We start from the raw sequence: 26,958 nt of genomic DNA on the forward strand, positions 1-26,958 counted from the left end.
TATCTTTCGGCCCTGATCGAACAGATGGCAGATAATATGGAAGGGTTGCAGAACTCTATCCAGCGATCGGAAAGTTCGCAGATCAAATCGCACAATACGCTGATTGATCTGGCCGACAAGCTATCCACCCTTACCGATCAGATGAAGGCCGAACAACAGTTGATGGTCAAGCTGGCTGAAAACCAGATGCACCTCAAACCGGTTCTCGATCAGTTGGCTGATTCCATGAAGATGGGCAGCTTCGGCATTGATGATAACACCCGCGCCCACATCCGTTCGCTTGACAATACGCTTGGCCGTATCGGCGAAGAGCTGACCATGGGCCGCCAGCAATCCACACAGGAAATCAGAAGCGAGATCAAGCTTCTCGCCCGCACCATCGCCGCCATCGCCGAGGAGGGCTGATCGCATGATCGGGCTTTCGCGCCGTCGTAACCGCGATGTAAATACGTGGCCGGGCTTTGTTGATGCGCTGGCAACCCTTTTGATGGTGATCATCTTTCTTCTGATGATCTTTGTCATTGCGCAGGTTTATCTTGGTGCGGCCCTTTCGGGCCGTGACGAGGCCCTGAATGACCTGACCGCGCAGGTCAATGAGCTGACCAATTTGCTGTCGCTTGAACGCGGCAACAATCAGCGTATGGAACTCGAACTGACACAACTGACAACCGAGCTTTCCAATACGGCTGATCAACGTGACGATTTGCGTGCACGCGCCGCGACCTTGGCCGATCAATTGGCTGCTGCCGAACTTTCCGCGGACGAGATTGAGCAGAAACTTCTGGCAGCCTTAGCATCGCTTGAAGACAAGGAAGCCGAACTGACCGAACTTCGCGAAACGACAGGCGAAAAGATTTCGGATCAGGAAACCCGCATTGACGAGCTTTCAGCCCTTTTGGCATCGCGCGCGGCGGAACTTGAAGATCAAAAAAATCTGAGCGAAGAAGCACAAGCGCAAGTCGCCGCCCTTAATCAGCAGATGCTGGCCCTGCGCCAGCAACTGGCCCGGATCGAGGCCGCGCTTGAGGCATCCGAGCGCGAGAACGAGGAAAAAGAAGCCCAGATCGTCAATCTTGGCAACCGCCTGAATGCCGCACTTGCCACTAAGGTTGCCGAACTGCAGCGTTATCGCTCGGAATTCTTTGGCCGCCTGCGTGAAGTTCTGGGTGATCGTCAGGATATCCGTGTTGTCGGGGATCGCTTTGTCTTCCAGTCCGAAGTGCTGTTTGGATCGGGTGAGGCAGAGCTTGGCGAAGAAGGCAAGGATCAGTTGGCCAAACTGGGCGAAACGCTGACCACGATTGCAGCCGACATTCCAGATGACATCGACTGGGTCATGCGTGTTGATGGCCATACCGACAAGGTGCCGATCCGAAACCTTCAGTTTGCCTCCAACTGGGAACTTTCGGCCGCCCGTGCGATTTCGGTGGTCAAATTCCTGATCGATCAGGGTGTACCGCCCAACCGTTTGGTTGCCGCTGGCTTTGGTGAATACCAGCCGCTTGATAACCGCGATGATGAAATCGCCTATCGCCGCAACCGGCGCATCGAGTTCAAGATTACCGAGCGGTAAGCCAAAGCACCAAAACAGACCTTTTAACGACACCCTTTAGGGGTGCCGTTTTTGGTTTGGGCGCACTGAAATCCAATTAAAATGGAACCAATCCGCGTTGTGTTACGTTCAATGTCAATGAGCCTTGCAACAAAAAGGAGGCCCACATGACAACAACACATCGCGAAACCGTAGGCGTTTTTGACGATATCAAACAACTCCAACAGGCGGCAGATGATCTGGCGCAAGCCGGATTTGATCAGCAGAAGGAGCTTAGCCTTCTTGCCAATGAAGGGACCGTCGAAGACAAGCTTGGCCATATTTACAGCAAGGCCGAGGACATCGACAACGACCCTGACATGCCTCCACTTGCCTATACGACGCCGACACCGATCGGTAATGCCGAAGGCGCATTGATCGGTGCCCCGATGTATGCAGCGGCCTTTGGCGCCGCCGGTGCCGTCATTGCAGCGGGTGGCCCGATTGCACTGACCATTTCAGCGATTCTTGGCGCGGGCGGTGTTGGTGCCGCGGCTGGTGGCGTGATCGCTGCCATGGTGGGCAAGACCTATTCTTCCAAGCTGCAAGAAGAGCTGGACCAAGGTGGCTTGCTGCTGTGGGTCAAAACACCCGATCCACAAACCGAGGAACGTGCCAAGGATGTACTTGGTCGTCATGAAGCGCGCTTGGTTGAAACCCACGACGTATCAAACCCCACCACCAAAGGTGACGTCGTCTGATACCTATTCACCCCCAACCGTTCGAACGCGGCTGAACTTAAAGACAAAAAGAATCCAGGCGAACAAGCACAGGCACCAGCCGCCACTTTTGATCAACAGATGCTGGCATTGCGCCAGCATCTGGCAAACATATAATCGGCCCTTGCCAAGAATCTTACCAAACCGCCACTGATTTTGGTGAACACCAGCTACTTGATTGGCGCGATGACGAAATCGCCCTTTACCGTACTAAGCCCAAGATTACCCGGCGGCGAGCATTCCCAGCCCATTGATTTTCGAACGATACAGGTTCCGTTTTCCCATCCCCATATGCAATTTATGGTGGAAAAACTCCAGCATGTTGAAATATAAGGAACTTAGATAAATACACAGGGGAGACCGAATGTTTTCTAAATTCCTTATCGTGGCGGGGGCTGCGTTTCTTTTGGCTGGCTGCGTAACAGACCAAGGACTGACTGATCGTAAGGGGCGTTCGCTTAGCCTTGATGATGAAGGCAGCTTTGAACCCGCTGAAAGCAGATTTAACACCTTCAAGTTTCTTGATGTTTCCGAAAGCTACTCAACGCAGGCTTATGAACGCGACAATGGGCAAGGTTGGGCTGAGATTGTTAAATGGGATACCGGAAAATCATACGTCCTGATCCAGTATGTGAACAGTGCCTGGTTCTCACGCTTAACTGAAGACAGAGCACTTGAAGGCGCTGATTTCCGCAAGATTGCCGCGAATGCGGGCATTCCTGAAGCCAAGTTCCAAATGATTGACCAGGTTTCTCCAAGAACCAAAGGATGGATCGGGAAAAACGGCGACTGTGTTGCTGGGTTCTTTGCCAAACGTTTCAAACGGTTTACCCCGTATGACAACGACAGAGGTTATTCGGATGCCATTGTCGAATTTGCCGGCTGCAGCAAATTCTCGGAATCTCCCGAAGCCATTATGCAAGGGATCAATCTGATCACGGAAGCAGATGAAGCACAGCTCGCTGCCGCCTATTTGAACATTGGTCCTCTGGGAAACAACAGCTCGACCCTTACGTCGCAGAATCAAACTTGGACGTTTGAAGGAGACTGGGACGGCGTTTCTTCCGAGATTGAGGGTGAAGTCAGAAAGAAAGGCGCAGCACAGTTCGATTTCTCGTTTGATATTACTGAGGCAGACGCAAGCTGCAGCGGCACTGCCATTACCGGTAGCGGCACTGGCAACACAGGCACATGGAAACTGCTATGTGACAACGGCCTGAAAGCTGACGGCATGTGGACCAAACACGAAGGGCAACCGATCAAGGGAGCCGGTGCAGACAGCATGAAGCGTCGTATCAGTTTCGAGTTAAAGTCCTAGACATCCACACCAAATCACCAGAGACATATCGTATATCGTGTCTGAGTAAATGCCCCGCAGGTCACCGCCTGCGGGGCTTACATATTTACTGGTACAGGCGCATTGATCAGGTTAGCGTCGCTACTTCGCCACCAAGATGTTCTATAAAATTTCGCGTTCGGAGCTCCCATGCTGCGTGATATTTCGCCCCAAAGTATTTTCATGGGCCTTCTGGCCGGTTTTGTTGGATCTGCCAGTTCGTTTGCGGTTGTGCTGCAAGGTCTTACCGGCGTTGGCGCCAGCCCGGAACAGGCGGCATCTGGCCTGATGGCGCTATCCCTTTCGATGGGCATTTGCGCAATTGTTCTATCCCTTAAAACCCGCCTGCCGATCAGCATCGCATGGTCAACACCCGGTGCAGCCCTTCTGGCGACATCTGGCGCAATTGAGGGCGGCTTTGCCGTTGCTGTTGGCGCGTTCATCGTGTGTGCCGTTCTGATCATTATCAGCGGTGTCTGGAAGCCATTGGGACGTGCGGTTGCAGGTATCCCGGCCCCCTTGGCCAATGCGATGCTGGCCGGTGTGTTGCTGGGTCTGTGCCTTGCGCCGGTCAAGGCGGTTGCCTTTGATCCGTTGCTTGGTCTTCCCATCGTGATCGCATGGATTGTCATGGGCCGGTTTAACCGCTTGCTTGCCATCCCGGCCGCCCTATTGGCCTTTGTCGGGGTGATGGTGTTCGGCATTGAGTTCCCTGAAAATGCGCTTGCCGATCTGGGCGGGGCAATTGCGCCGCCCGTTGAATTCGTCATGCCGGAATTCACATTGGCTGGACTGGTCGGCATTGCCTTGCCGCTTTTCATCGTCACCATGGCATCGCAAAACATTCCGGGCACAGCGGTTCTGCGTGCCAATGATTATGACACCGCGCCGGGGCCGCTGTTTACCGTGACCGGGATCTTCTCGTTACTCTCAGCCCCGTTTGGTGGCCATGCGGTAAACCTTGCCGCCATCACCGCGGCCCTTTGTGCGGGCAAGGATGCCCACCCCGATCCGGCCAAACGGTATTGGGCCGCTGTTTCGGGCGGCGTTTTCTATATCGTGTTTGGGCTTCTGGCCGGGCTGGTTACGGCGTTTATCAGTCTGGCACCGGGCATCCTGATTGAGGCGGTTGCAGGCCTTGCCCTGATTGGGGCGTTTGCCGGATCCGCCGTTGCAGCCTTCAAGGACGAAGACGGACGTGAAGCAGCAGCCGTGACCTTTATCGTGACGGCGGCTGGCCTGACATTCTATGGGATTTCGGGTGCGTTCTGGGGCTTGCTGGCCGGTGGTTTGATTTACTTCCTGACCCATCTGCACAATGGTAAAAAGAAACCGGACTGAAAGCTCAATCCGGTCTCTGTCTTCGGTCTTAGACCAGTTTGATTTTCGGTTCGGTGCTTGGTGGTGTTTCCGCCACCTGCCCGCCTGTCAGTTTCGAGACGGCCTCAAACTGTGACAAGAAGACATCGCCGGTCAGTTCATCAAGGAAGTGGGTCTTTTTCAGGCGATCCATCACCGGGCCTTTGACCTCGGACAGATGAAGCGAAATGCCCATTTCCTCAAGCCGGTGATTGATCGCCTCAAGCGATTCAAGCGCGCTTAGATCAATCTCGTTCACGGCCGAGCACATCAGAACCACATGCTTTAGGTTCTTGCACCCAACCACCCGGTCATAGAGGTAATCCTCGAGGTATCGGGCATTGGCGAAATAAAGACTTTCATCAATCCGGATGGTTAAAACCGACGGATGGGTGATGACCTTGTGACGCAGGATGTTTCGGAAATGCTGGGTGTCGGGCACAAGGCCGACCTCGGCAATATGTGGGCGCGAAGTTTTGTACAAAAACAGCCCGATCGAAAGCACCACACCGGCGGTCACCCCGACCTCGACGCCAAGACCAAGGGTCAGAAGGATGGTTGCCAGAACCGCAATGAAATCCGCCTTGGAATATTGCCAGCTGGTTTTCAATATCGAGAAATCGACCAGCGACAGCACCGCAACGATGATGGTCGCAGCAAGGGTCGCTTTGGGCAGAAAATAAACCAGCGGCGTCAGCGCCACGGCGGCAATAGCCAAACCAACAGCGGTAAAAGCCCCGGCCGCAGGTGTCTGCGCCCCGGCGTCAAAATTCACGACCGAGCGGGCAAAACCACCCGTGACCGGATAGCCGCCCGTGAAGCCCGCGCCGATATTGGCCGCCCCCAGACCAATCAGTTCCTGATCCGGGTCAATGCGTTGACGGCGTTTGGCGGCAAGCGTCTGGGCGACCGAGATCGATTCAACAAAGCCGATCACCGAAATCAGAATAGCAGGCACCAGAAGGTCGGCCATCAGCCCCGGGCTGAAATCCGGCATGGTCAGTGGCGGCAGACTTTGCGGCACATCACCAACAATTTTGACCCCCTTATCGGCCAGACCAAGATACCAGGTCGCCGCCGTGGTGGCGAAAACGGCAAAGACCGGCCCTGCCTTGGTCAGGACATCCGCAGCCCGTACGCCAAGGCCAAGTTTACGTAAAGTGGGTTTAAGGCCCTTACGCACCCAAAAAAGAAAGCCGGTGGCACAAATGCCAATGATCAGGGTCGTCTGATTGGTTTCGGGAATATGCGCAATCAAAGAGGTCACAATTTCCCAAAGGTTATGGCCGCTGGCATCCACACCAAGGATGTGTTTGAGCTGACTGGCGGCAATGATCATGCCCGATGCGGTAATAAAACCCGCAATCACCGGATGTGACAGGAAGTTGGCCAAAAAGCCCAGCTTGAACACCCCCATCGCAAGCAGGATCGCCCCGGAAAGAACCGCAAGTGTCAGGGCAGCCAGTGCGTAACCCATGGTACCGGTTTCGGCAATATTGCCCACCGCCGCTGCCGTCATCAGGGACACAACCGCCACCGGGCCAACCGCAAGTGCGCGGCTGGTGCCAAAGATGGCATAAAGAATGATCGGCGCGATGGAGGCATAAAGCCCTGCCTCGGGCGGCAGACCAGCCAACAGCGCATAGGCAAGCGATTGCGGGATCAGCATGATCGTCACGATCACGGCTGCAATCATGTCATTGCCAAAGGCCGTCCTGTCATAGGTCTGTCCCCAGTCAAAAATCGGGACATATTTCCGAAGCATGTTAAGGCGCATCAGTCGATCTCTTGAATAAGAGTGGGTCCAAGGCAGCGGTTTCACTGCCTCGGACGAAGGGTATTTTAGGTGCTGCTGACTTTTTCAGGCTTTGCCAGCCATTCCTTGCCACGCAGCATCGCCTTCCAATAAATCGGCGGCAGCAGCTTTTCCTTAAGCAACCAGGCAAGGTGCGAAGGTTTGGTACCGTCGATCAGCCATTTCGGGAAGGACGGCAAAAGCGTTCCGCCATAACCGAATTCGGCCAGAACAATGCGACCGCGTTCGACGGTGAGCGGGCAGGACCCATAACCGTCATACTGCGCCACCGGGGATTTGCCATCGATATCGGCAACCACATTTTCGGCCACAACCGGGGCCTGTTTGCGGGCCGCAGCAGCCGTTTTGGCATTGGGCGCATTCATCACATCGCCCAGCGACCAGATGTTGGTAAATGACTTGTGGCGAAGGGTCGCCTGATCGACATCCACCCAGCCAGCAGCATCTGCCAGCGGGGACACACGAATGAAGTCCGGTGCCACCTGCGGCGGGCAGACATGGATCATGTCAAAGGACTTCTCAATACGTTCAACCTTGGTGTCGGGTTTGGCCACATCGAACCAGGCCTTTTTCGCCTGACCATCAATCGCCACCAGATTGTGGAAGAAATCAAGATGTGCATCATATTTCTTCACATAGCTTTCAAGCGCCGGGACATAGTCCTTTACCCCGAACAGCACGCCACCGGCATTACAGAAATCAATATCAATGTTCTTCAGAACACCACTGCGGTGCCAGTGATCGGCCGAGAGATACATCGCCTTTTGCGGCGCACCGGCGCATTTGATCGGCATGGGCGGCTGGGTAAAGATCGCCTTGCCTTCGCGCATCGAGGAAACCAGTTCCCACGTGTAAGGGGCAAGATCATAACGATAGTTTGACGTCACACCATTACGGCCCAGCGTCTCGACCAGACCTTCAACCCTGTTCCAGTCAAGTTTGAGCCCCGGACAAACGATCAGACGGTCATATTTGACCACCCGGCACCCATCAAGGATGACGGCATCGTCTTGCGGTTCGAACGCGGCGACGGCGGCCTTGATCCAGTGCACGCCCTTGGGGATCAACGACCCCATGGTCTGGGCCGTGGTGCTGGCTTCAAACACGCCACCGCCAACCATGGTCCAACCCGGCTGGTAATAGTGAATATCTGCCGGATCTATGACCACGATCTCAAGCCCGGAACGGCGGGCCTGCAGGCTGGATGCCACCGAAATACCGGCAGCACCGCCCCCGATAATCACGACATCGTATTTCGCATCACCCTGATCGGTCGGCGTTTTGCCGCCATTGACAATCCGGCGAACAACACCGCCCATGTCATAGCCAGCCGCCTTGGTGGCGCGAAGGATTTCGCTGGTATCAAGTGTTGCGGCCTGGCTTAGCGACCAAAGCGTTGTCGAACGTGTGCCAGTGCGGCAATAGGCAAAGACCGGTTTGGGCAATTCATCAAACAGGCGGCCGAAGTCACGGGCGTCATCGTCGCTGACCTTGCCCGACACAATCGGCTGATAGCGAACCTCAAGCCCGGCTTCCTTGGCCGCGTTTGAAATCTCTTCAAAGGTTGGCTGATCGGCACCCTCGCCGTCCGGACGGTTACAGACGATGGACCGGAAGCCGCGCTTGGCGATTTCCATGACATCGTCTGCAACGATCTGCGGGCTGACAGAGAACCCGTTACTTATTGTTTTGATTTCCATGGCTTTTCCTCACCTGAGTGTTGATCAAAGCCCGTTTACCGGGACTTTCAGCATTTTCTTGCCGCTGCCATCGGTCGGCACCTGACCGGCGCGCATATTGACCTGAAGCGACGGGATGATCAGACGCGGCATATCAAGCTGTGCATCACGCTCGGTGCGGAACTTGATGAAGTCTTCGCGGGTTTTGCCTTCGCCAACGTGGATGTTGTGCTTTTTCTCTTCGCCGACGGTGGTTTCCCACTTGATATCACGGCCATTGGGGCCGTAGTCGTGGCACATAAACAGGCGCATATCGTCGGGCAGCGCGAGGAGTTTCTGGATGCTGTCATACAGCGTCCCGGCATCACCACCCGGGAAGTCGGCCCGTGCCGAACCGCCATCGGGCATGAACAAGGTGTCACCGACAAAGGCGGCATCGCCCATGACATGGACCATGCAGGCCGGGGTGTGGCCCGGGGTATAGATGGCAAAACAGGTCATGGAGCCGACCTGATAGGTATCACCATCTTCAAACAGGCGATCAAACTGACTGCCATCGCGCTGGAATTCGGTGCCTTCGTTAAACACCTTGCCAAAGGTGTCCTGAACAACCGTGATCTTGCTGCCGATGCCAAGTTTGCCGCCGAGCTTTTCCTGAATATAGGGTGCTGCCGACAAATGGTCGGCATGGACATGGGTTTCGATAATCCATTCCAGCTCAAGGCCGTTATCCTTGATAAAGGCAATGATGTTGTCGGCGTGGGCAAAGGTGATCCGACCCGCCGCATAATCGATATCCATCACGGAATCGACAACCGCACAGGCGTTGCTTTCCGGGTCCTTGACCACATAGCTGATCGTGTTGGTATCTTCGTCGAAAAAGGCGGTAACTTCCGGTTTTATCGACATGTTTACCGGGTATGCAGACATGTGTTCCTCCTAAACAACTGCCTCCGCGCGGCCTTATGAGCAGCCTGCAACGGATGGATTTGCGATGTCCCATGTCCGCCGGGATTGCGGGCGAAACATCTGGGTATATTGTTTATTTTAAGAGTTCGCGATTTGCGCTTCAGTGATGAAGTCACCAAACATCGCAACATTAACAACTAATAATTCTAAAGTTGTAGAGCTGCCGGTCTTGGTACAGATTTCCTAGCTATTCGCGAGATTTTCCAATGGCATGCGCTCAATCAGCCGGATGGTGCCGCGCGATTGTTCGATCCAGCCGCGGCGCTGGAATTCCTGAAGCTGGCGCGAGATCACTTCACGGGCAGAGCCCAGTTCGACGGCCAGTTTCTGATGGGTTGCCGAGACCGTATCATTGTCCCCGGCCAGTTCGATCAGCTTGTGGGCTAGGCGGATATCAAGTTTCTGGAATGCGATTTCCTCGATCACCATGAACAGGTCGGTGATGCGTTTGGAATAAGCGGTAAAGACAAACTGGCGGAACTCGATTGAATCCGAGACAAGCTTGTCAAACACTGTGCGCGGAATTGCCACCGCGCGGGTTTCGGTTTCGGCAATCCCCTCTGCCGAGTAATCCTCGTAAGCCAGAAGGCAGGCCGTGGTCAGAACACAGCTTTCCCCGGCATGGACGCGATAGAGCACGATTTCACGGCCGGTATCGGATGTTTGCTGGACACGCACAGTGCCATCAAGCAGCAACAACAGGTTTTCCGGCGACTTGCCCGGTCCGAAAATGACCGTATTGGCAGGAACCGTCACGATCTTGCTTTCTTCGACAAGGTAGGATCGGATGGCATCGGGCAAACGTGACAGCCCCGGAAACTGGTCGATCCAACTCAAAACCTTATCCCCCTTGAAAGCATGGATTAAAACTACATCACGTTCGATGTAAAAGTAAATTGTCCCCGATGCAACTGTACTTTGGAATATCTATGAAAACGGGCAGCATGTTGCTGCCCGTGCTATGAAGATATGGCGTGATGATGTGATGAATGCGCCTTACCCGGTTTTCTGTGGCGGGATGTGCAGATTGCCCTTCCCGTCAATTTCCCAGAATGGATTAAACGCGACTTCCCACGCATGGCCGTCGGGGTCTCGGAAATAACCGGAATACCCACCCCAGAAGACCTTCTCGGCCGGTTTCTGGATTTTGGCCCCGGCTTTTTTCGCCTCCGCCATCACCTGATCGACTTCTTCTTCGCTGCGCGCGTTATAGGCCAGTATCAAACCGGCAAAGCTTGCACCGGTATCATCATCAAACTGACCATCTTCCTTAAGCGCATCGCGCCCGAACAGGCCAAGGGCAAGACCGTTGGACAACTGATAAAACACCACCTGCCCTTCAACCATTTCGGTCATCTGCCAGCCGAGGCCACCTTCGTAAAAGCGACGCGACCGATCCAGATCCGCAACACCGAGAGTAATCAGCGAAACACGCTGTTCCATGCTAAGCTCCTTGCTGTGCGCACCCAAAACCCGCGCGAGATTAACACAGCGCGATAACCCCGCCGAGCATGGACTCGACCTAACGGGCAATTTCGCACTGCAATAGATGCGCAATTTTATTGCGCGTAAATCGGTACCGGAATAAGTAAATATTAAGTTGACCCAACGTCAACAGATGCAATCAGGCGTTTTGCATAGTGCGATGCGAGTTCGTTTTGAAAAAAGGTCAGTATTTATTACCATTTCAAGGTCAGGCATTGGTCCCGCACACCAAACCTGAAACATAATTTACAGGTCATACCGAAACACTGCACAAACACCCATATCAATAAATGCAGTGCATTGGGCGCGAAATGACCCCGCATATCAGAGAGATCCGAGGGAGACCGGTCATGGCACAACATTTGGCGGCAGTTCAACTCGACGATAAATATACGCTTGAGGAAGGCCGTGTTTACCTGACAGGTATTCAGGCACTTGTCCGCTTGCCCTTGATGCAGCGCCAGCTTGATGCGCGCGCAGGGCTGAATACTGCCGGGTGCATTTCAGGGTATCGCGGATCGCCGCTTGGTGGTCTTGATCAGCAGTTATGGCGTGCCAAGAAGTTCCTGACCAAACAGCAGATCGAATTTCAGGCCGGCGTAAACGAAGACCTTGCCGCCACCGTCGTCTGGGGTAGCCAGCAGGTCAATATGTACAAGGATGCCAAATATGATGGTGTCTTTGGCATGTGGTACGGCAAGGGACCCGGTGTTGACCGGTCCGGTGACGTTTTCAAACACGCCAACTATGCCGGCACGTCCAAGCATGGTGGTGTGCTGGTTCTCGCCGGTGATGACCACAGTTGCAAATCATCCACCCTGCCCCATCAGACCGAATATGCCTTTATCGATGCGCAGATCCCGGTTCTGAACCCGTCCGGCGTTCAGGACATTCTGGATTACGGCCTGCATGGCTGGGCGATGAGCCGCTATTCCGGTTGCTGGGTGGCGATGAAAACCATTGCCGAGACAGTCGAAAGTTCGGCTGCCGCCGATGTCGCGCCCGATCGGATCATGCCTGTCATCCCGACTGATTTCGACATGCCCGAGGGCGGCCTGCATATCCGTTGGCCCGACACGCCCAAGGAGCAGGAACATCGCCTGATGAAATACAAGCTGTATGCCGCATTGGCATATGCGCGGGCGAATAAGCTGAACAAAACCGTGATCGATAGCCCGAATGCGCGGCTTGGCATCATTACGACCGGCAAGGCCTATCTTGATGTCATGCAGGCCTTCGATGACCTTGGCATTTCCGAAGAAGACGCCGCCAAGATCGGTATTCGTGTCCTGAAAGTCGGCATGAGCTGGCCGCTCAACCGTGATGACGTACGCGAATTCGCCATGGGACTGGAAGAAATCATCGTGGTCGAGGAAAAGCGCGCGGTGATGGAAAACCAGGTCAAGGAACAGCTTTATAACTGGCGCGAAGATGTCCGCCCCCAGGTCATCGGCAAGTTCGATGAAAAGGGTGAATGGATCCTGCCATCCATGGATGAACTGACCCCGGCACGGGTTGCCGTGGTTCTGGCGGAACGCATTAAGCGGTTCTATGACAGCCCGGCCATTCATGAACGCATCGACTGGCTGGCGGAAAAGGAACGCGAAATCGCCGAACCGCGCCCGGATGTGGCGCGCATTCCATGGTTCTGCCCGGGTTGCCCGCATAACAGTTCAACCAAGGTGCCTGACGGCAGTCGCGCCATGGCCGGTATCGGGTGTCATTACATGGTCAACTGGATGGATCGATCCACCGAGACCTTTACCCATATGGGCGGCGAAGGCGCGACCTGGATCGGCCAGGCGCCGTTTACCGATACCAAGCACGTCTTCCAGAACCTGGGTGATGGCACCTACTATCATTCCGGGTCGCTGGCCGTGCGGGCCGCGGTCGCATCGGGTGTGAACATCACCTACAAGATCCTGTTTAACGATGCAGTTGCCATGACCGGCGGGCAGCCTGTTGACGGGCCGCTGACCGTGCCGCAGATCACGCGCCAGATGTATGACGAGGGTGCCAAGCGCATCATTGTTCTGTCCGATGAACCCGAAAAATACCCGATGGGCGCAGACTTCGCGCCGGGTGTTGACGTCCGCCATCGCGATACGCTTGATGACACCCAGAAAGAACTGCGTGAAATCGAAGGCGTTTCAATCCTGATCTTTGACCAGACCTGTGCAGCCGAAAAACGCCGCCGTCGCAAGCGCAAGCTGATGGTGGATCCGCCCAAGCGCGTGTTCATCAATGATCTGGTCTGCGAAGGCTGTGGCGATTGTGGCGAACAGTCCAATTGCCTTGCCGTTGTGCCGGTCGAAACAGAATTCGGCCGCAAACGCGCGATTGACCAATCGGCCTGTAACAAGGATTTCTCCTGCCTCAAGGGCTTCTGCCCAAGCTTTGTCACCATCGAAGGCGGCGAACTTCGCAAACCCGATGCCGCGGCCAAAGGCGATACCGGCATGGATACGGTCTTTGCCAGCCTGCCGCGCCCGACCCTGCCCGATATTGATGATCCGTGGTCGGTTCTGATTACAGGTGTTGGTGGCACGGGCGTTGTCACCATCGGCGCACTGCTTGGAATGGCCGCCCACATCGAAGGCAAGGGTATTGTTGGCCTTGATATGGCAGGTCTTGCCCAGAAAGGTGGGGCGGTTGTCAGCCACATCCGCTTTGCCAACGATCAGAACAAGCTGCATGCCGCGCGCATTCCGGCCGGTGAAGCCAATGTGGTTCTGGGTTGTGACCTTCTGGTTGCGGCAAGCTTCGAGGGGCTTGCCAAAATGCGTCGTAATTTTACCCAGGCGGTGATCAATACCCATGAAACCGTCACCGGGGCCTTTACCCACAACCCGGACTTCGAGCTTAAAACCAACGAACACATGAAGGTCATCAATGATGCCTGCGGTTCTGAGGCAGTGCATTTCGTTGAAGGCAGCGACATCGCCACGCGCCTGATGGGCAATTCGATTGCGACCAACCTGTTCATGCTGGGCGTTGCCTGGCAGCGCGGCCTGATCCCGATCAGTGAAGAGGCGCTTATGCAGGCGATTGATCTTAATGGCGTATCAATTGATATGAACAAGCAGTCCTTCTATTGGGGCCGCCTTTACGCCCATGACCGCAATCGCGTGATCGAGGTTGTCGGCCCGAACGAGGCCGAAGCCCACCCGATTGCAACCGAGCTTTCCGATATCATCGCCAAGCGCCGTGCCTTCCTGACCGATTATCAGAACCAGGCCTATGCGGATCGCTTCAGCACCCTTGTTGACAAAGTTGCAGCAGCCGAGAAGCGCCTTGGCGATGAGGATGATCTGGCCCGGGCAGTTGCCAAATATTACTTCAAACTGCTGGCCTATAAGGACGAGTATGAAGTGGCGCGTCTTTACACCGATCCGGCATTCATGAAGAAAGTCACCCAGACCTTCACCGGTGATTACAAGATCAACTTCCACCTTGCCCCACCGTCGCTTGCCAATGCCGACCCGGAAACCGGCAAACCACAAAAATCGGTTTACGGTCCGTGGATGATGTCGGCGTTCCGCATGCTCGCGAAACTGAAGTTCCTGCGTGGCACCAAACTTGATCCGTTTGGCCGCAACCCGGAACGCAAGGTCGAACGCCAGTTGATCACCGATTACGAAAAACTGGTGGCCGAGGTCCTTGATGGCCTGACCCAAGACAATGCCCGCATTGCCAAGGCGTTGCTGGCCCTGCCCGAACACATTCGTGGTTACGGGCACGTCAAGGAAGACCACATCAAAAAGGTCAAGGCACGCGAAGCCGAACTACTGGATCAGTTCCGCAACCCGCCCGAACACCTCAAGGCAGCGGAATAAACCTGCACTCTTCCAACATCAAAGGCCCCGGAACATCCGGGGCCTTTTTGGGTTATGTCTGTCAGGAAACGAAAATCGGGTCCTTGCCATCACCGCGCAGACGCGCAGCTGCCGTTTGACCAAACGAAATCAGAAGCTTTTTGCGGCGCGCAGCCGAAAGCCTGGTTTCGTGACTTTGGCGGATGATGGCGGCCTCAAACCGGTCCGCAACGATCAGTCCGACATCCTCCGGTATCAAATCCTTCGGGAAGTGCATCGGTACGGCAAAATAGAACCGGTCACAGTAATCAAGATAGCTTTGCCACTTCTGATCAACGCGGAAATCCTCGGCCGATGATTTGACCTCAACGGCCCAAAGCTGGCCCTTTGGACCAAGGGCCAGCACATCGAGCCTGCGTCCATTGCCCAGACGCAACTCCGTCAGGCAGGCCATCTGATGGTGATATAAAAGCCGACAGACACCTTCGGTGACCTCAGCCGTGATTTCGGGGCGGGATATCATTTATTCAGCGAACCACAATAAATGTCAGATTCGTAAGACTAAAAAATTTACCTCCAAATTCAATGTCATTATGCTGCCCGACAGAATTCGGAAGGGGATCAAAAGCCTATGCTGCGCAATTTGGTTGCGAAACTAAAACCACTTGGCAAATCACAGATTTTCTGGTGTGTGCTTGGTGCCACGATATGTCTGGTTTGGATGGGAACTCTCAAGGAGACAGAACACCCTGACTACGCGGACGCCAGTCAATACATAGGAAGTGCAATAAACATTGCAAAACATGGTATTGTTAACGACGGATTGCACGCTCCAAATGAGCCCGTTGTCCCCTCGATCAGCCGTGAACCGGGCTATCCACTACTACTTTCCGTCGTGTTCCAGCTTGACGATAGCTTGGACAAAATTACTCGTGACTGCTTGTACAAAGGCGGATGCGGGAAAGAACCATATGTTATGGGCAAGTGGACGAACCGTTTACTCATCGTAGCAGCCGGTTTTGTGATGTTTTTTGCCGTTCGTGGAATCACAGAAAGTCCGTTTGCTGCAGTTTTTGGTGGGATGCACATTTGGTTAAACCATCAGGCGCATAAAAATCATGACTATATGATCTCTGACCCATTGGCATTATTCCTTGCAAGTCTTCTCGTGTTCTCCATCGTTTGGGCGTGGAAGAGGTCCAACCCGGTTGCGTGGATATTCCCAGCTGCGGTCTTTGTATCGCTTGCCTTCACTAAAGCTGTTTACATCTATTTCCTTCCCCTTGCTCTGATTGCGGGTCTGATTGTTACGATACTTGGCAAAAGCACCTGGCGGTCTTCACTTTCGAAGCTATTTGTATTTGCATTCGTCGGAATCACACCAATTCTTCTTTGGATGGACCGAAACCATGATATCACCGGTCGCTATCAGTTCACTGACAGTCGGGGTGGTATTGCGTTAAGTACCCGTGTCGTATTCAACGATATGGACTTTGTTGACTACCTTGCTGCTTTCACTTACTGGACACGTGGCGCCGGCGATGGATGGGCAGAGGATCTATTTCCACCTGAAGTAGTGCAACCGTTTGGCTGGTATGAAGAGAATGGCTATTATCTCCGCGGTCAGTTGGGCTTCGGCAAACGTGTAAATGAAATCGTAGAAACTGAAGGATTGACTAGAGTTGAGGCCGCAGACAAGGCAGAGAAAGAACTCAAAGACGCCATTTTGTCGCACCCGATCAAGCACATTGTCACCACTTTGCCGCTCATATATCGCGGAATTTGGATAGACGAGTTCGCGGTTATTACTTTTCCATCGTTCATTGCGTTATTGGTTTACGCCCTAAAGCGCAGGAAGCCCCTATTGATAGCAGTCCTGCTACCTTCCTTGTTCTCACTGGTATTTTATGCGACCTTCAGCTTAAATGTAGCACGCTACCAGATGACGGCGTTGCCCGGTTTTGCTATCGCATTTGCATTTTTCGCACTTTGGATGAGAGAAAAGGTTCAAAAATGGCGAACTAACCGCCAAATGACATCGGCATCGGCGGAGGAAAATCAAAATGTCTGATGGCGATGTGATCCAGTCAGACGCGATCTATGAGCATGCGCGTATCGCGATATTGCTTCCGTGCTACAATGAGGGGAAAGCAATCTCTCATGTAATTGCATCTTTCCGAAACATCGTGCCCTCCGCGCAAATCGTCGTGATCGACAACGCATCAAAAGATGACACTGCAGAGAAGGCTATGGCCGCCGATGCTATAGTGATCCGAGAGGATTTACCTGGAAAAGGCAATGCAGTTCGTCGAGGGTTCTCTGAAGTCGAGGCCGATATATATGTAATGGCCGACGGGGACGGCACTTACGACGCAAGGGCTTTGCCGCAACTTATCAATAAACTTGTCGAGGATCGCCTCGATATGGTTGTAGGGACGCGGGCGGAGAAAGAGCAGGCTGCATACAGGAGCGGACATCGGATCGGAAACCGATTGTTTAACACTGTTTTTGCCAAACTGTTCGGCACAAGGTTTACTGATATATTTTCTGGCTACAGGGTATTTTCCCGGCGCTTTGTTAAAACTTTTCCTGCGATATCGACTGGATTTGAAATCGAAACAGAAATCTCTGTTCATGCGATCATGTTACGGGCACCAGTCGCGGAAATCCCCACGTCTTATGGCGCACGCCACGAAGGCACAGAGAGCAAACTGCGCACATACCGCGATGGGATCCGGATCCTGAGCAGGATCCTTTTGTTCACAGCAACCCATAAACCATTTGTTTTCTATGGCCTTATTGCGGCTTCGCTTGCAACATTGTCGGTACTATTGGGCATTCCGCTAATCCTAGAATTTCTAGAAACTGGTGCTGTCTACCGGTTGCCAACAGCGGTCCTCACTGTTGGCATCATGATTTCAGCAATTTTGAGCTTTGTTACAGGTGCCATCCTGTCCAATATCGGCATAGGTCAGTGGGAAGTGAAGAGACTTTCCTATCTAATGCATACAGATCGGCTCGATGAAATTCGCGCCGCACTAACAGTCCTCAGGGAAAAATGATCAACCGTTCTTTGATCGACAAGGCATTGCGGTTTGCGATTGTAGGATCACTCGGTTTCTTAACCGACGCAGGTCTACTTTGGGTTGCGACTAACAAGTTCGGCCTTGATCCTTACAGCGCGCGCCTAGTATCATTCTCAACTGCTTTACTAACAACTTGGCTACTCAACAGCCAGTTTACATTCAAAAGTCCGAAACGAAGGACAAAAAGTCAGTTTACTGGTTACGTTGTTGTTCAGGTCACTTCATTTTTTTTGAACTACGCTCTGTACAGTTTGCTTGTTTGGCAAGGTGTAGCAACGCCTTTAGTATCGTTGTTGTTCGCTGCGATCATTTCAATGTTCTATAGCTTCACTGCAGTGAACATTTGGGTATTTGGAGATCGTCGACAATAAAAAAGGGCCCTGAGATGGGCCCTTTCTTTTGCAATTTCACCGCAATCAGCTCATACCCAGCGCACGTTTGTAGACTTCCAGGATTTCTTCCTGTTCGGTGCGCTCGTGGTCTTCCATTTTGCGCAGACGAATGATCTGGCGCAGGATTTTCACGTCATAGCCAAGCGCCTTGGCTTCGCCATACACTTCCTTGATGTCAGCCATCAGGTTGGCTTTTTCTTCTTCAAGGCGTTCGATACGCTCGACATAACTCGCAAGCTGATCGGCTGCGATACCACCGACTTCGGTCATCAATTCTTCTCCGATGATGGATTGCACAGCGGATATCCGATGCGCGGAATTCAAAGGGCCCAAACCCGTTTCGGCGCGACGATACTCAATGCATTCGTCGCTGACAAGCCGTTAGAGTCTGCTCCGATTAGCTTGCATCGCTTTTGTTCGTGTTTGGCGAATCTGTTTGGCAAGGCACAGCGCGAAGAGCGATGTGGAGCATCGTTCAAGCGGTGTAACGCAGCGAAACATCGCCAAACCGAACCCTTCGGGCCGGGACATTCATCCGCCCCGCAGCGTCACGGATCTGGATCGTAGCACCGCTACGCCCTGCGATCCATTCCTTGCCGGACAGAAGAATGTCCTCGGCAAAACGATGCAAGATAATCGGAGCAGACTCTAGGTCTCCGATCTTGCGTGCGGGTCTGTACGCTCGATCAGGACATCCGCCACCGCAACCAGTGCATCCTTTGGCGTCGCACCCAGTTCGATTGCCCCGTCATAGATTTCGCGCTGTCGGCGGGCACTTGTGCCGCGCTTGACGATGGTGCGGGCATGTTCGACTTCATCAACACAGCCAAAGAATTCGGCATCGGGTCGAATGAGTTCGAGGATCTCTTCCAGCAGATCGGCATAGGGCACGATTTCACCTCGGCCAAAGTCGATCAGCCCGGCCTTTTCACCCGGATCGCTGCCGTAACGGCATGCCCGCCAGCGGTTTTCACGCACCAGCATATTGGCATAAATCCGCCAGCGCTGATTATTGCGCCGCAAACGATACAGCATGCGCATCACACATCGCGTAATCGATGCCACACAGACCGCGTCTTCAAGATCAGTACAGACATCAGCAATTCGCATTTCAAGGGTCGGCCAGCGATCAGAGGGACGCAAATCCCACCACAACTTGGTTCCATCCTCGATCACGCCGGCATTGATCAGCATATCGACATGGCGGCGATATTCCGCCCACGAGCCAAACACTTCCGGAAGACCCGTGCGCGGCAGGTTGTCAAACACCGACAATCGGAAAGTCTGAAGGCCGGTTTCCTTGCCCCGCCAGAAGGGTGAACTTGTGGTCAGGGCCAAAAGATGGGGCAAAAAATAGCTCGCCTGTGCCATCAGTTCGATGCGCAGATCATCATCTTCGATGCCAACATGGACATGCATGCCGCAAATCAGCAACCGATCCACAACCGTGCGCAGATCACGCGCGATGGTGTTGTAACGTTCGCCATCGGTATGCTTCTGGTCGTCCCACTGCGCAAAGGGATGGGTCGAAGCCGCCAGCAGCGCCATGTCATATTTTGCCGCCACCTCGGAAAGCGTGCTGCGCATATGAATAAGCTGCTCGCGCGCTTCAAGTGCGCTGTTGCACACTTGGCTTCCGGTTTCGACCTGACAGCGCATGAATTCGCTGGAAACCTGATCGCCAAGCTTTGCCTTGGCGTCCTTGAGAAATTCGGCAGGCGGGTCTTTGGCAAGGTCGCGGGTTTCGCGATCCACGAGCCAGAATTCTTCTTCTATGCCGATGGAAAATCCCGGTTCGCGTGCGCTGGCCCCTGCCAAATCAGTCTCTCCTGATCTTGTATAGGTTTGGATCCGCAAGGATATCGACGAAGGCATCGCCAAGGATCTTCGCCCATTTTTCACATCCTTCGTCAGTATCAATCAGATCCTGACGAATTTCAATCGACACACAGGGAAGACCAGCCGCCTCGCCATGGTGATCAATCGTGTAATCAGCCAGATGCTGGCCGGAATAAGGTTCATTGTCGCCAATGGTCAGGTCCGGGTTCTGCGCACGAAGCGTTTCAAGCAACGGCACCGGAATACGATCATCCTGATCCCACAACACGCCAATCTCCCACGGGCGTTCAAAGCCCTGAAATACCGGTGTGAAGCTGTGAATGGCAATCAGGGCCGGTGCGATTTTGTGCGCGTGGAACGTCGCAATCTGTTCTTCGATTGCCCAATGGTAGGGCAGAAAGATTTCGCGGATGCGTTTCATATGTTCGCTGGGCGAGACATTCTTGTTGCCAGGCACGACGGTCTGATCCGCAATTTCGGGCATCCCCGTCGGGTCCCAAAGCTGTCGGTTGCAATCGATCACAAGACGCGAATATCCACCCAGAACTGCGGGGCAATCAAATCGCTCGACCAGAATTTCAGTCACCTTGCGTGCGCCGATATCCCAGCCGATATGGCGTTTGCGTTCTTCGTCGGGCAGGCCAAGAGTCCCAAGACTTTTGGGCACTTCGCGGGACGCATGATCGCACACAAAAAGTGAATGACCCTTGCCGTTCTCGTTCAAGATTTCAAACGGGGCGGGATCATCATGGCCCAAAAGGGACCCGGATTGGTTCGGCACGCGTGTTCTCCTGAAAATCGGTGGCCTTGGATACTGGCAAGTCAGACGGGGGCTTCATCCCTTGGCACGACTGGTTAAAGGACCATCGCAACCACAAGGCAGAAGCACCAACCGGCACCTGTTGAACTATCAATTTATCACCGCCGAGACAAGATTACGCTGCAATAAGCCGCCTTGGGCTCATACGACGCTTTGCGTCCATCGCAAACATCCCGTAAAATGGTATGACCATTGCGCGGAGATACACAGAAATCGTTGCATTGGCTTAGAAAAACACGATGGGAGACAACCCAACATGCCGTCTGCAAAGACGCTTCAGGCACAAGATGATCCGGAAACCAAGCGCCCCAAACGGGTCGCTGATCAGGTTGCCGATCAAATTCTTGAAAAAATCTCAGATGGCATTTTCCTGCCAGGAGACCGCCTGCCCGGTGAACGCCAGCTTGCCGAAAGCATGTCGGTCAGCCGTGTATCCGTGCGCGCAGCGCTGCAAAAACTCAAGACCCGCGGGTATCTGCGTGCGGTTCAGGGCGGCGGCACGGAAATCCTTTCATCAACCGGGATCGACATGGACACGGCCATGACCGATCTGGTGCGCGATTCGATCAGCAATCTGCGTGATCTGCAGGAAATCCGTTGCACACTTGAAACATGGGCCGCAAGACGTGCTGCCATAAATGCCAGTGACGAGGATATAAAACTTCTGCGCATGGCCTTTCGTCAGGCACATGATCCAAGGCGGGCAGCCAAACATCGTGCGGATGACGATCACCGACTGCATATGATGATTGGCCGGGCAACCGGATCGATCATTTATTATCACGTGATGAAAATGCTGCATGATGTCCTGCAAGCGGCCCTGACCGAAATCCGATTTAACGGTATGGCCGGGCCTACATTTGACCGAATGGTGCAAGAACATCATCGCGCCATTATCGAAGCAATTGCTGCCCATGACCCGGACGCGGCAGAAAAGGCAATGTCCGATCACCTGCAGGCGGTCATCGACTTCTTCAAAAGCGCATCCGACAAACAAGCGACCTAAGCCCCGCCCCCACTTGGCCAAAAACCTATTCAGGGAAACCCGACATGACGACCTCGCGCGAAAAACTTCTGGCTTTGATGGACGCTGCATTAAAGGCCGCCGATCCGGGGGTTCAAATCCCGCGCAATTTGCCCGAACCGCCCAAGGGCAAGACCATCGTCATTGGGGCAGGCAAGGCATCGGCCAATATGGCGCGCGCGTTCGAGAAAGCCTGGAAAGGTGACGTCGAAGGTCTGGTCGTCACCCGCTATGGCCATGCGGTTGAGTGTGATCAGATCGAAATTGTCGAGGCATCCCACCCTGTCCCCGACGCAGCCGGCGAGAAGGCCGCAAAGCGGATCCTTGACATCGTTTCCGATGCGGGTCCGGAGGATCTGGTTGTCTGCATGATTTCCGGGGGTGGATCGGCGCTTCTGGCCCTGCCCGGTCCGGGTTTGACGCTTGAAGACAAACAGGCGATCAGCAAGGCGCTGTTGCGCAGCGGGGCCACCATTTCGGAAATGAACTGTGTGCGCAAACACCTGTCGGCCATCAAGGGGGGGCGCTTGGCCAAGGCATGTGCGCCTGCGCGCATGGTGACATATCTTGTATCCGACGTTCCCGGTGATGATCCGGCGATCATTGCGTCTGGCCCGACGGTGTCTGATCCGACGACCGGACAGGATGCGCTTGATATCATCCGCCATTATCAGATCGAAATTCCGCAGGCTGCCAAGGATCTCTTGCAAAGTGCAGAGGACGAAACCATCAAGCCGGATGATCCCTGCTTTGAGGGCCATGAAACCATCATGCTGGCCCGCCCGCAGGATAGCCTTGAGGCCGCATCATCGGTTGCGCGCGACATGGGGCTGAATGCCGTCATCCTTGGCGACGCCATCGAGGGTGAGGCCCGCGAAGTCGCCATCGTCCATGCCGGGATTGCCCATCAGGTTGCAAATCACGGCCAACCTGCAGCAAAGCCATGCGTTTTGCTGTCGGGCGGTGAAACCACCGTCACCGTGCGTGGCAAGGGTGGCCGTGGCGGACGCAATAGCGAATTTTTGCTGTCACTTTTGCTGCAACTTCGTGATCAACCGGGCTTTTGTGCGCTGGCAATTGATACCGATGGCATTGACGGCAGCGAGGACAATGCGGGCGCCATCATGGATGCCCAAAGCTGGCAAACCGCGCAGAAGGCAGGCATCGATCTTTGGGAATATCTGGACAATAACGACGCCTATAGCGCGTTTGCCAAGATTGATGACCTGCTGGTGACCGGACCGACCCTGACCAACGTCAATGACTTCCGGGCCATTCTGATTGAATAGGTCCCGGTCCGAAGACTGAACAAGAAGACCGGTCAGGCACCCGGTTTTGGCATCCATGGACGCACCCAGCCAAGCCCGTCTTCGGTCTTGCCATGCGGTTTGTATTCGCAGCCGATCCAGCCTTCATAGCCAATGCGATCAAGCATATAGAACAGGAAGGGGTAATTCAGTTCCCCACTATCGGGTTCGTGTCGACCGGGCGCACCTGCGACCTGAACATGGGCGATACTGTCGATATGCTTATCGAGCCGCGCGGCAATGTTCCCGCCGACAATCTGGGCGTGATAGATGTCGAACTGCAGTTTCAGGCGCGGGTGATCAAGCTGTTCAAGGATCACCGCCGCCTGCTCAACTGAATTAAGCAGATAACCCGGCATATCCAGTGGATTGATCGGCTCGATCAGGATATCCACCCCGGCCTGATCGGCAAGGTCCGCAGCATAAAGCAGGTTATCGCAGTAAAGCCGGGCGAGTTCACCGGAATCTTCGCCCTTGCCCATCAAACCCGCCATACAATGGAGCATCTTGCAATCGGTGGCCGCCGCATAATCAAGGGCCTTTACGACAGAGTCTCGAAACGCGTCCTCGCGCCCCGGACGACAGGCAAGACCACGGTCACCCGCCTCCCAGTCACCGACCGGCAGGTTAAACAAAACCTGTTCCAGGCCGTTCTCATCAAGAAGCGATTTGACCGTGGAGAGCGGCATGTCATAGGCGCCGATATACTCCACCCCCACAAAGCCTGCTTCTGCGGCCGCGGCAAACCGTTTTTCAAACGGCAGTTCGGCAAACAGGAACGAAAGGTTGGCGGTAAAGCGGGGCATGATCCATCCACAAGAATGATTGACGATGCCCCATGGTTTCCGATGCAGGCCGCAAGGTCAATCGGCAATCCGGGGCGAAGATGCCACCTCGCGCATAATCCAGTCCCCGAATGCTTCTACCTCGCGAAGGTTCTCACCCCGGCCGGTATGCACATAATGATAATAATGGCCTTTGATTTCCGGTCCAAATGGCATCACCAGCAATCCTGCGTCAATTTCTGCGCGCACCATCACCGGACTGCCCAAAACGACACCTTGGCCTGCAATCGCCGCCTGAATGGCGTGACTGTCATCGGAAAAACTGATGCCCGCGTCTGGCAGGCAATCAGACCTTTCTGCCACCTGCCCCCATCTTTGCCATGTCGGGGTCGCATCATCGGGACGTAGCCAGTCAAAATGCAGCAAAGTCGCATTGCGCAAGTCTTCCGGTTTTTGCAGGCCCAATGCCGGACTGCAAAGTGGCACGAACTGTTCGCGAAACATCTTGTGCGCAACCAATCCCGGATACGGGCCGACACCATAACGAATGGCCGCATCCGCGACGCCACCGGCAAGGTCGACGGCCTCTGGGGACGTATGAAGTCGCAAATGGATGTCGGGATGCGCCGACTGAAATCGCGGCAGGCGCGGCAACAGCCATTTTGCAGCAAAGGATGGGATGACCGAAACCGTCATGCTGCGCGATACCGGGCGGTTTCGTATGCGATCAATGGCCTTGGCAAAGGATGAAAAGCCATCACGCAAGACCGGATATAGCTCCTGCCCGACATCGGTCAGGACAACCTGCCGTGGCTTGCGATCAAACAACCGGACACCAAGCGTCTCTTCGAGAAGACGTATTTGATGACTGACCGCTGTCGGCGTCACGCCAAGCTCGGATGCGGCCTGTTTAAAGCTTTGATGGCGGGCTGCGGCTTCGAAGGCGCGCAGGGTCGCAAGCGGCGGCAAGGACATATGAATGAATACAACTCATCTATTGGCTGAGGAATTCGATTTTGCCGTGTGAATGAAATTCGGTCAATCCTTGACCATCAAACCAAATCACAGATGAGCCAATTTCATCACATGGAGAACATGATGACCAGAATTCTTCATATCGACAGCAGCGCCCGCCCGGGGCGTTCCGATCAGAAACCGCATGGTTCGCACACGCGCCGCCTCACCGCACAATTCATCCAGAACTGGCTGGCAAAACGCCCGAACACGGAAATCATCTATCGCGATGTCGGCGCAAACCCGCCACAGCCGACCACGGGCGACTGGGTCCACGCGGCTTTTACCAAACCCGAGGATCGTGAAACCTGGATGCACGCAGCGCTGCGCGAAAGCGATCAACTGGTTGATGAGCTTCTTTCAGCTGACATCATTGTCGCCGGGGTACCGATGTATAATTTCGGTATGCCCGCACAAATGAAGGCGTGGGTCGATAACATTGTCCGTGTCGGCCGGACATTCGGTTTTGACCGAACCCGTGGTGACGTCCCCTACTGGCCGATGATTGACGGCAACAAATCAATTGTCGCTCTGTCATCGCGCGGCGACTATGGCTATGGGCCTGACGGGCGTATCGCGCATATGAACTTTGTCGAGGGCGGGCTGTTTACCCCGCTTCAGTATATCGGGATCACCGATCATTACGGCGCCGCGATTGAATATGACGAGTTTGCCGACGAACGCACCCAGGCCTCCATTCATGCTGCAGAACAAGAGGTTCTCGGACTTGTCGACCAGCTCCTGGCCAAACACAGCGATATAAAGGCCGCATGATATTTTGTGCGGGAGGGCCTGACCTTCCCGCCAATTTGCGTAAATGCCTGCCCGGGTATCTGATGGATTTCACACCACAGGCCAAGACATGGAAAGCATGGCACGTTATAAGCGGGGTCGCTGATCGGTTATCACGACAAAAGGACTGACCATGAATAACGCATTCACCCTTCATCCGCAGCTTGCCGCCGACACCACTTTGGTCACCGACGGGCCGCTTTCACATGTTCTGTTGATGAATGATGCGCGTTATCCGTGGCTTATTCTGGTGCCCAAGCGCCCCGACCTTGTCGATTATGATGACCTGAGCGCGGAAGACCGCAAAATTCTGGGCGATGAAGTCTCGGCAGTTTCAAATATCATCAAGCGCCGCTTCGACGCCTTCAAGACCAATGTCGCGATGCTTGGCAATATGGTGCCGCAGCTTCATTGTCATGTGATCGGCCGTTTTAAGGACGACGCCGCATGGCCCGGGCCGGTTTGGGGTATCGGCACCGCCGAACCATATGACGAAGAAGAAGGCCGTGATCGCCTTGCAGCCCTTCGTGCCGATCTGATATCGGCCTTCAAGCATCTTTGAAGGCCATCAGTAATATCGCTACGGCGTAATAAGACGCCACCATCAAAAAGGCCACACCCCATGCCGGATCTGGAACGCGATACGATATTCCTGCTCAAGCCCGACTTCGAAGACCCCGCTTGGCCAAACCAACGCTTTTATTGCTGGCATTGTGCTTTGATTGATGGGGTTCTGGGATCTTTTCCGGACTTGCATGCCGGACTTGATATTCGCCACATCAATTGGCCGCGTCCGCGACAAGATGTGATTGCGCTTTTGGGCGAAGATCACCAGTCACTTCCTGTCATGATCCTGAAGTCCGGCGATACATCATCGCTTCAAACCGGCATCGCAAATGGTCATGCCTTCGTTGATGACAAGGACAACATTTTGCTGGCTTTGAGCGAACGACACGGCTTCCCTGTTCCCCATCCTTGACGCACATCAAGGCGGCCAAGTTTGGAATAATGCAAAAGACGGACAGAACGAATTTTCGGGATGTCCGTCATGCAGCTTGCCCTTTACGAAAAATACGACCTGCGACTGCCGCGCTATACCAGCTATCCGACCGCGCCGCATTTCCATGCCG

At 54.3% G+C, this 26,958-nt stretch carries 24 protein-coding genes and 1 pseudogene; 14 read left to right on the forward strand and 11 right to left on the reverse strand.

The genetic code is table 11. From position 1 onward, the window contains the following. The 5 genes and pseudogenes from B2R48_RS09585 to B2R48_RS09605 all read left to right on the forward strand — a co-directional run. Positions 1-405: pseudogene (locus B2R48_RS09585) on the forward strand (flagellar motor protein MotA); the annotation flags it as partial. 4 nt (positions 406-409) lie between these two features. Continuing rightward, entirely contained in the window at positions 410-1,573 is a 1,164-nt protein-coding gene (locus tag B2R48_RS09590) for a peptidoglycan -binding protein (protein ID WP_062957695.1), read from the forward strand. A 146-nt stretch (positions 1,574-1,719) separates the two neighbouring features. Further along, the gene (locus tag B2R48_RS09595; protein ID WP_296999596.1) at positions 1,720-2,292 is read left to right on the forward strand and encodes a hypothetical protein; all 573 of its coding nucleotides are present in this window, start codon (positions 1,720-1,722) and stop codon (positions 2,290-2,292) included. A 382-nt stretch (positions 2,293-2,674) separates the two neighbouring features. Continuing rightward, on the forward strand, positions 2,675-3,628 hold the full coding sequence (locus tag B2R48_RS09600) for a hypothetical protein (RefSeq protein WP_296999598.1): 954 nt from the start codon (positions 2,675-2,677) through the stop codon (positions 3,626-3,628). Between the two features lie 168 nt (positions 3,629-3,796). Continuing rightward, positions 3,797-4,987 (forward strand): benzoate/H(+) symporter BenE family transporter, encoded by a 1,191-nt coding sequence (locus tag B2R48_RS09605; protein ID WP_296999600.1) that lies wholly within the window; start codon positions 3,797-3,799, stop codon positions 4,985-4,987. Positions 4,988-5,015: 28 nt separating this feature from the next. On the opposite strand, the gene B2R48_RS09610 is transcribed toward B2R48_RS09605, so the two are convergent. The 5 genes from B2R48_RS09610 to B2R48_RS09630 all read right to left on the reverse strand — a co-directional run bounded on the left by B2R48_RS09610 (position 5,016) and on the right by B2R48_RS09630 (position 10,912). After that, positions 5,016-6,782: a SulP family inorganic anion transporter gene (locus B2R48_RS09610; RefSeq protein ID WP_296999602.1), complete on the reverse strand. Its 1,767-nt coding sequence runs from the start codon at positions 6,780-6,782 to the stop codon at positions 5,016-5,018. 65 nt (positions 6,783-6,847) lie between these two features. After that, complete coding sequence (locus B2R48_RS09615; RefSeq protein WP_296999603.1) at positions 6,848-8,521, reverse strand: bifunctional protein tyrosine phosphatase family protein/NAD(P)/FAD-dependent oxidoreductase; 1,674 nt, start codon at positions 8,519-8,521, stop codon at positions 6,848-6,850. 24 nt (positions 8,522-8,545) lie between these two features. After that, positions 8,546-9,409, reverse strand: a complete 864-nt coding sequence (locus B2R48_RS09620; RefSeq protein ID WP_414716182.1) for an MBL fold metallo-hydrolase — start codon at positions 9,407-9,409, stop codon at positions 8,546-8,548. A 243-nt stretch (positions 9,410-9,652) separates the two neighbouring features. Next, positions 9,653-10,306 (reverse strand): Crp/Fnr family transcriptional regulator, encoded by a 654-nt coding sequence (locus tag B2R48_RS09625; RefSeq protein ID WP_296999606.1) that lies wholly within the window; start codon positions 10,304-10,306, stop codon positions 9,653-9,655. 159 nt (positions 10,307-10,465) lie between these two features. Further along, positions 10,466-10,912: a VOC family protein gene (locus tag B2R48_RS09630; protein ID WP_296999608.1), complete on the reverse strand. Its 447-nt coding sequence runs from the start codon at positions 10,910-10,912 to the stop codon at positions 10,466-10,468. Between the two features lie 392 nt (positions 10,913-11,304). Between B2R48_RS09630 and B2R48_RS09635 the strand changes: the two genes are divergently transcribed. Continuing rightward, complete coding sequence (locus tag B2R48_RS09635) at positions 11,305-14,790, forward strand: indolepyruvate ferredoxin oxidoreductase family protein (RefSeq protein ID WP_296999610.1); 3,486 nt, start codon at positions 11,305-11,307, stop codon at positions 14,788-14,790. A gap of 61 nt (positions 14,791-14,851) precedes the next feature. Here the strand turns inward: B2R48_RS09635 and B2R48_RS09640 are convergent, their stop codons facing one another. Further along, complete coding sequence (locus B2R48_RS09640; RefSeq protein ID WP_296999611.1) at positions 14,852-15,292, reverse strand: MmcB family DNA repair protein; 441 nt, start codon at positions 15,290-15,292, stop codon at positions 14,852-14,854. 108 nt (positions 15,293-15,400) lie between these two features. On the opposite strand from B2R48_RS09640, the gene B2R48_RS09645 reads away from it, so the two are divergent. Genes B2R48_RS09645 through B2R48_RS20360 form a run of 3 tightly spaced genes read left to right on the forward strand, consistent with a single transcriptional unit; the run spans position 15,401 to position 18,226 of the window. Further along, entirely contained in the window at positions 15,401-16,840 is a 1,440-nt protein-coding gene (locus B2R48_RS09645; RefSeq protein ID WP_296999613.1) for a hypothetical protein, read from the forward strand. After that, positions 16,833-17,831 carry a glycosyltransferase gene (locus tag B2R48_RS09650; RefSeq protein WP_296999615.1) on the forward strand — a complete coding sequence of 333 codons (999 nt, stop codon included), beginning with the start codon at positions 16,833-16,835 and terminating at the stop codon, positions 17,829-17,831. Before B2R48_RS09645 ends, B2R48_RS09650 begins: the two co-directional genes overlap by 8 nt. Beyond that, positions 17,828-18,226: a GtrA family protein gene (locus B2R48_RS20360; RefSeq protein WP_414716181.1), complete on the forward strand. Its 399-nt coding sequence runs from the start codon at positions 17,828-17,830 to the stop codon at positions 18,224-18,226. The genes B2R48_RS09650 and B2R48_RS20360 overlap by 4 nt, the downstream gene beginning before the upstream one ends. Before the next feature lie 45 nt (positions 18,227-18,271). On the opposite strand, the gene B2R48_RS09655 is transcribed toward B2R48_RS20360, so the two are convergent. The 3 genes from B2R48_RS09655 to B2R48_RS09665 all read right to left on the reverse strand — a co-directional run bounded on the left by B2R48_RS09655 (position 18,272) and on the right by B2R48_RS09665 (position 20,867). Then, on the reverse strand, positions 18,272-18,517 hold the full coding sequence (locus tag B2R48_RS09655) for a DUF2312 domain-containing protein (RefSeq protein ID WP_007090950.1): 246 nt from the start codon (positions 18,515-18,517) through the stop codon (positions 18,272-18,274). A 378-nt stretch (positions 18,518-18,895) separates the two neighbouring features. After that, a complete protein-coding gene (locus tag B2R48_RS09660; RefSeq protein WP_296999617.1) occupies positions 18,896-20,065 on the reverse strand; it encodes a carboxylate-amine ligase in 1,170 nt (389 codons plus the stop codon). Position 20,066: 1 nt separating this feature from the next. Continuing rightward, positions 20,067-20,867, reverse strand: a complete 801-nt coding sequence (locus B2R48_RS09665) for an N-formylglutamate amidohydrolase (RefSeq protein WP_296999618.1) — start codon at positions 20,865-20,867, stop codon at positions 20,067-20,069. 295 nt (positions 20,868-21,162) lie between these two features. Here B2R48_RS09665 and B2R48_RS09670 point away from each other — a divergent pair, with 295 nt between their 5' ends. Both B2R48_RS09670 and B2R48_RS09675 read left to right on the forward strand, forming a co-directional pair. Further along, positions 21,163-21,912, forward strand: coding sequence for a FadR/GntR family transcriptional regulator (locus tag B2R48_RS09670; RefSeq protein ID WP_062957682.1), 750 nt, complete (start codon positions 21,163-21,165; stop codon positions 21,910-21,912). Between the two features lie 44 nt (positions 21,913-21,956). Continuing rightward, positions 21,957-23,219, forward strand: a complete 1,263-nt coding sequence (locus B2R48_RS09675; RefSeq protein WP_296999620.1) for a glycerate kinase type-2 family protein — start codon at positions 21,957-21,959, stop codon at positions 23,217-23,219. 32 nt (positions 23,220-23,251) lie between these two features. On the opposite strand, the gene otnI is transcribed toward B2R48_RS09675, so the two are convergent. Then, positions 23,252-24,043, reverse strand: coding sequence for a 2-oxo-tetronate isomerase (otnI, locus tag B2R48_RS09680; RefSeq protein WP_296999622.1), 792 nt, complete (start codon positions 24,041-24,043; stop codon positions 23,252-23,254). A gap of 57 nt (positions 24,044-24,100) precedes the next feature. Continuing rightward, on the reverse strand, positions 24,101-24,997 hold the full coding sequence (gene gcvA, locus B2R48_RS09685; RefSeq protein WP_296999624.1) for a transcriptional regulator GcvA: 897 nt from the start codon (positions 24,995-24,997) through the stop codon (positions 24,101-24,103). Positions 24,998-25,120: 123 nt separating this feature from the next. Between gcvA and B2R48_RS09690 the strand changes: the two genes are divergently transcribed. From B2R48_RS09690 to B2R48_RS09700, 3 genes are all read left to right on the forward strand, one after another. Then, positions 25,121-25,810, forward strand: a complete 690-nt coding sequence (locus B2R48_RS09690; RefSeq protein WP_296999626.1) for an FMN-dependent NADH-azoreductase — start codon at positions 25,121-25,123, stop codon at positions 25,808-25,810. A gap of 151 nt (positions 25,811-25,961) precedes the next feature. After that, positions 25,962-26,390 carry an HIT domain-containing protein gene (locus B2R48_RS09695; RefSeq protein WP_296999628.1) on the forward strand — a complete coding sequence of 143 codons (429 nt, stop codon included), beginning with the start codon at positions 25,962-25,964 and terminating at the stop codon, positions 26,388-26,390. Between the two features lie 60 nt (positions 26,391-26,450). Continuing rightward, positions 26,451-26,807 carry a DUF3088 domain-containing protein gene (locus B2R48_RS09700; protein ID WP_296999630.1) on the forward strand — a complete coding sequence of 119 codons (357 nt, stop codon included), beginning with the start codon at positions 26,451-26,453 and terminating at the stop codon, positions 26,805-26,807. Positions 26,808-26,958: the final 151 nt, after the last annotated feature.

The organism is Thalassospira sp. UBA848 (assembly GCF_002295455.1).
Lineage (GTDB): Bacteria > Pseudomonadota > Alphaproteobacteria > Rhodospirillales > Thalassospiraceae > Thalassospira.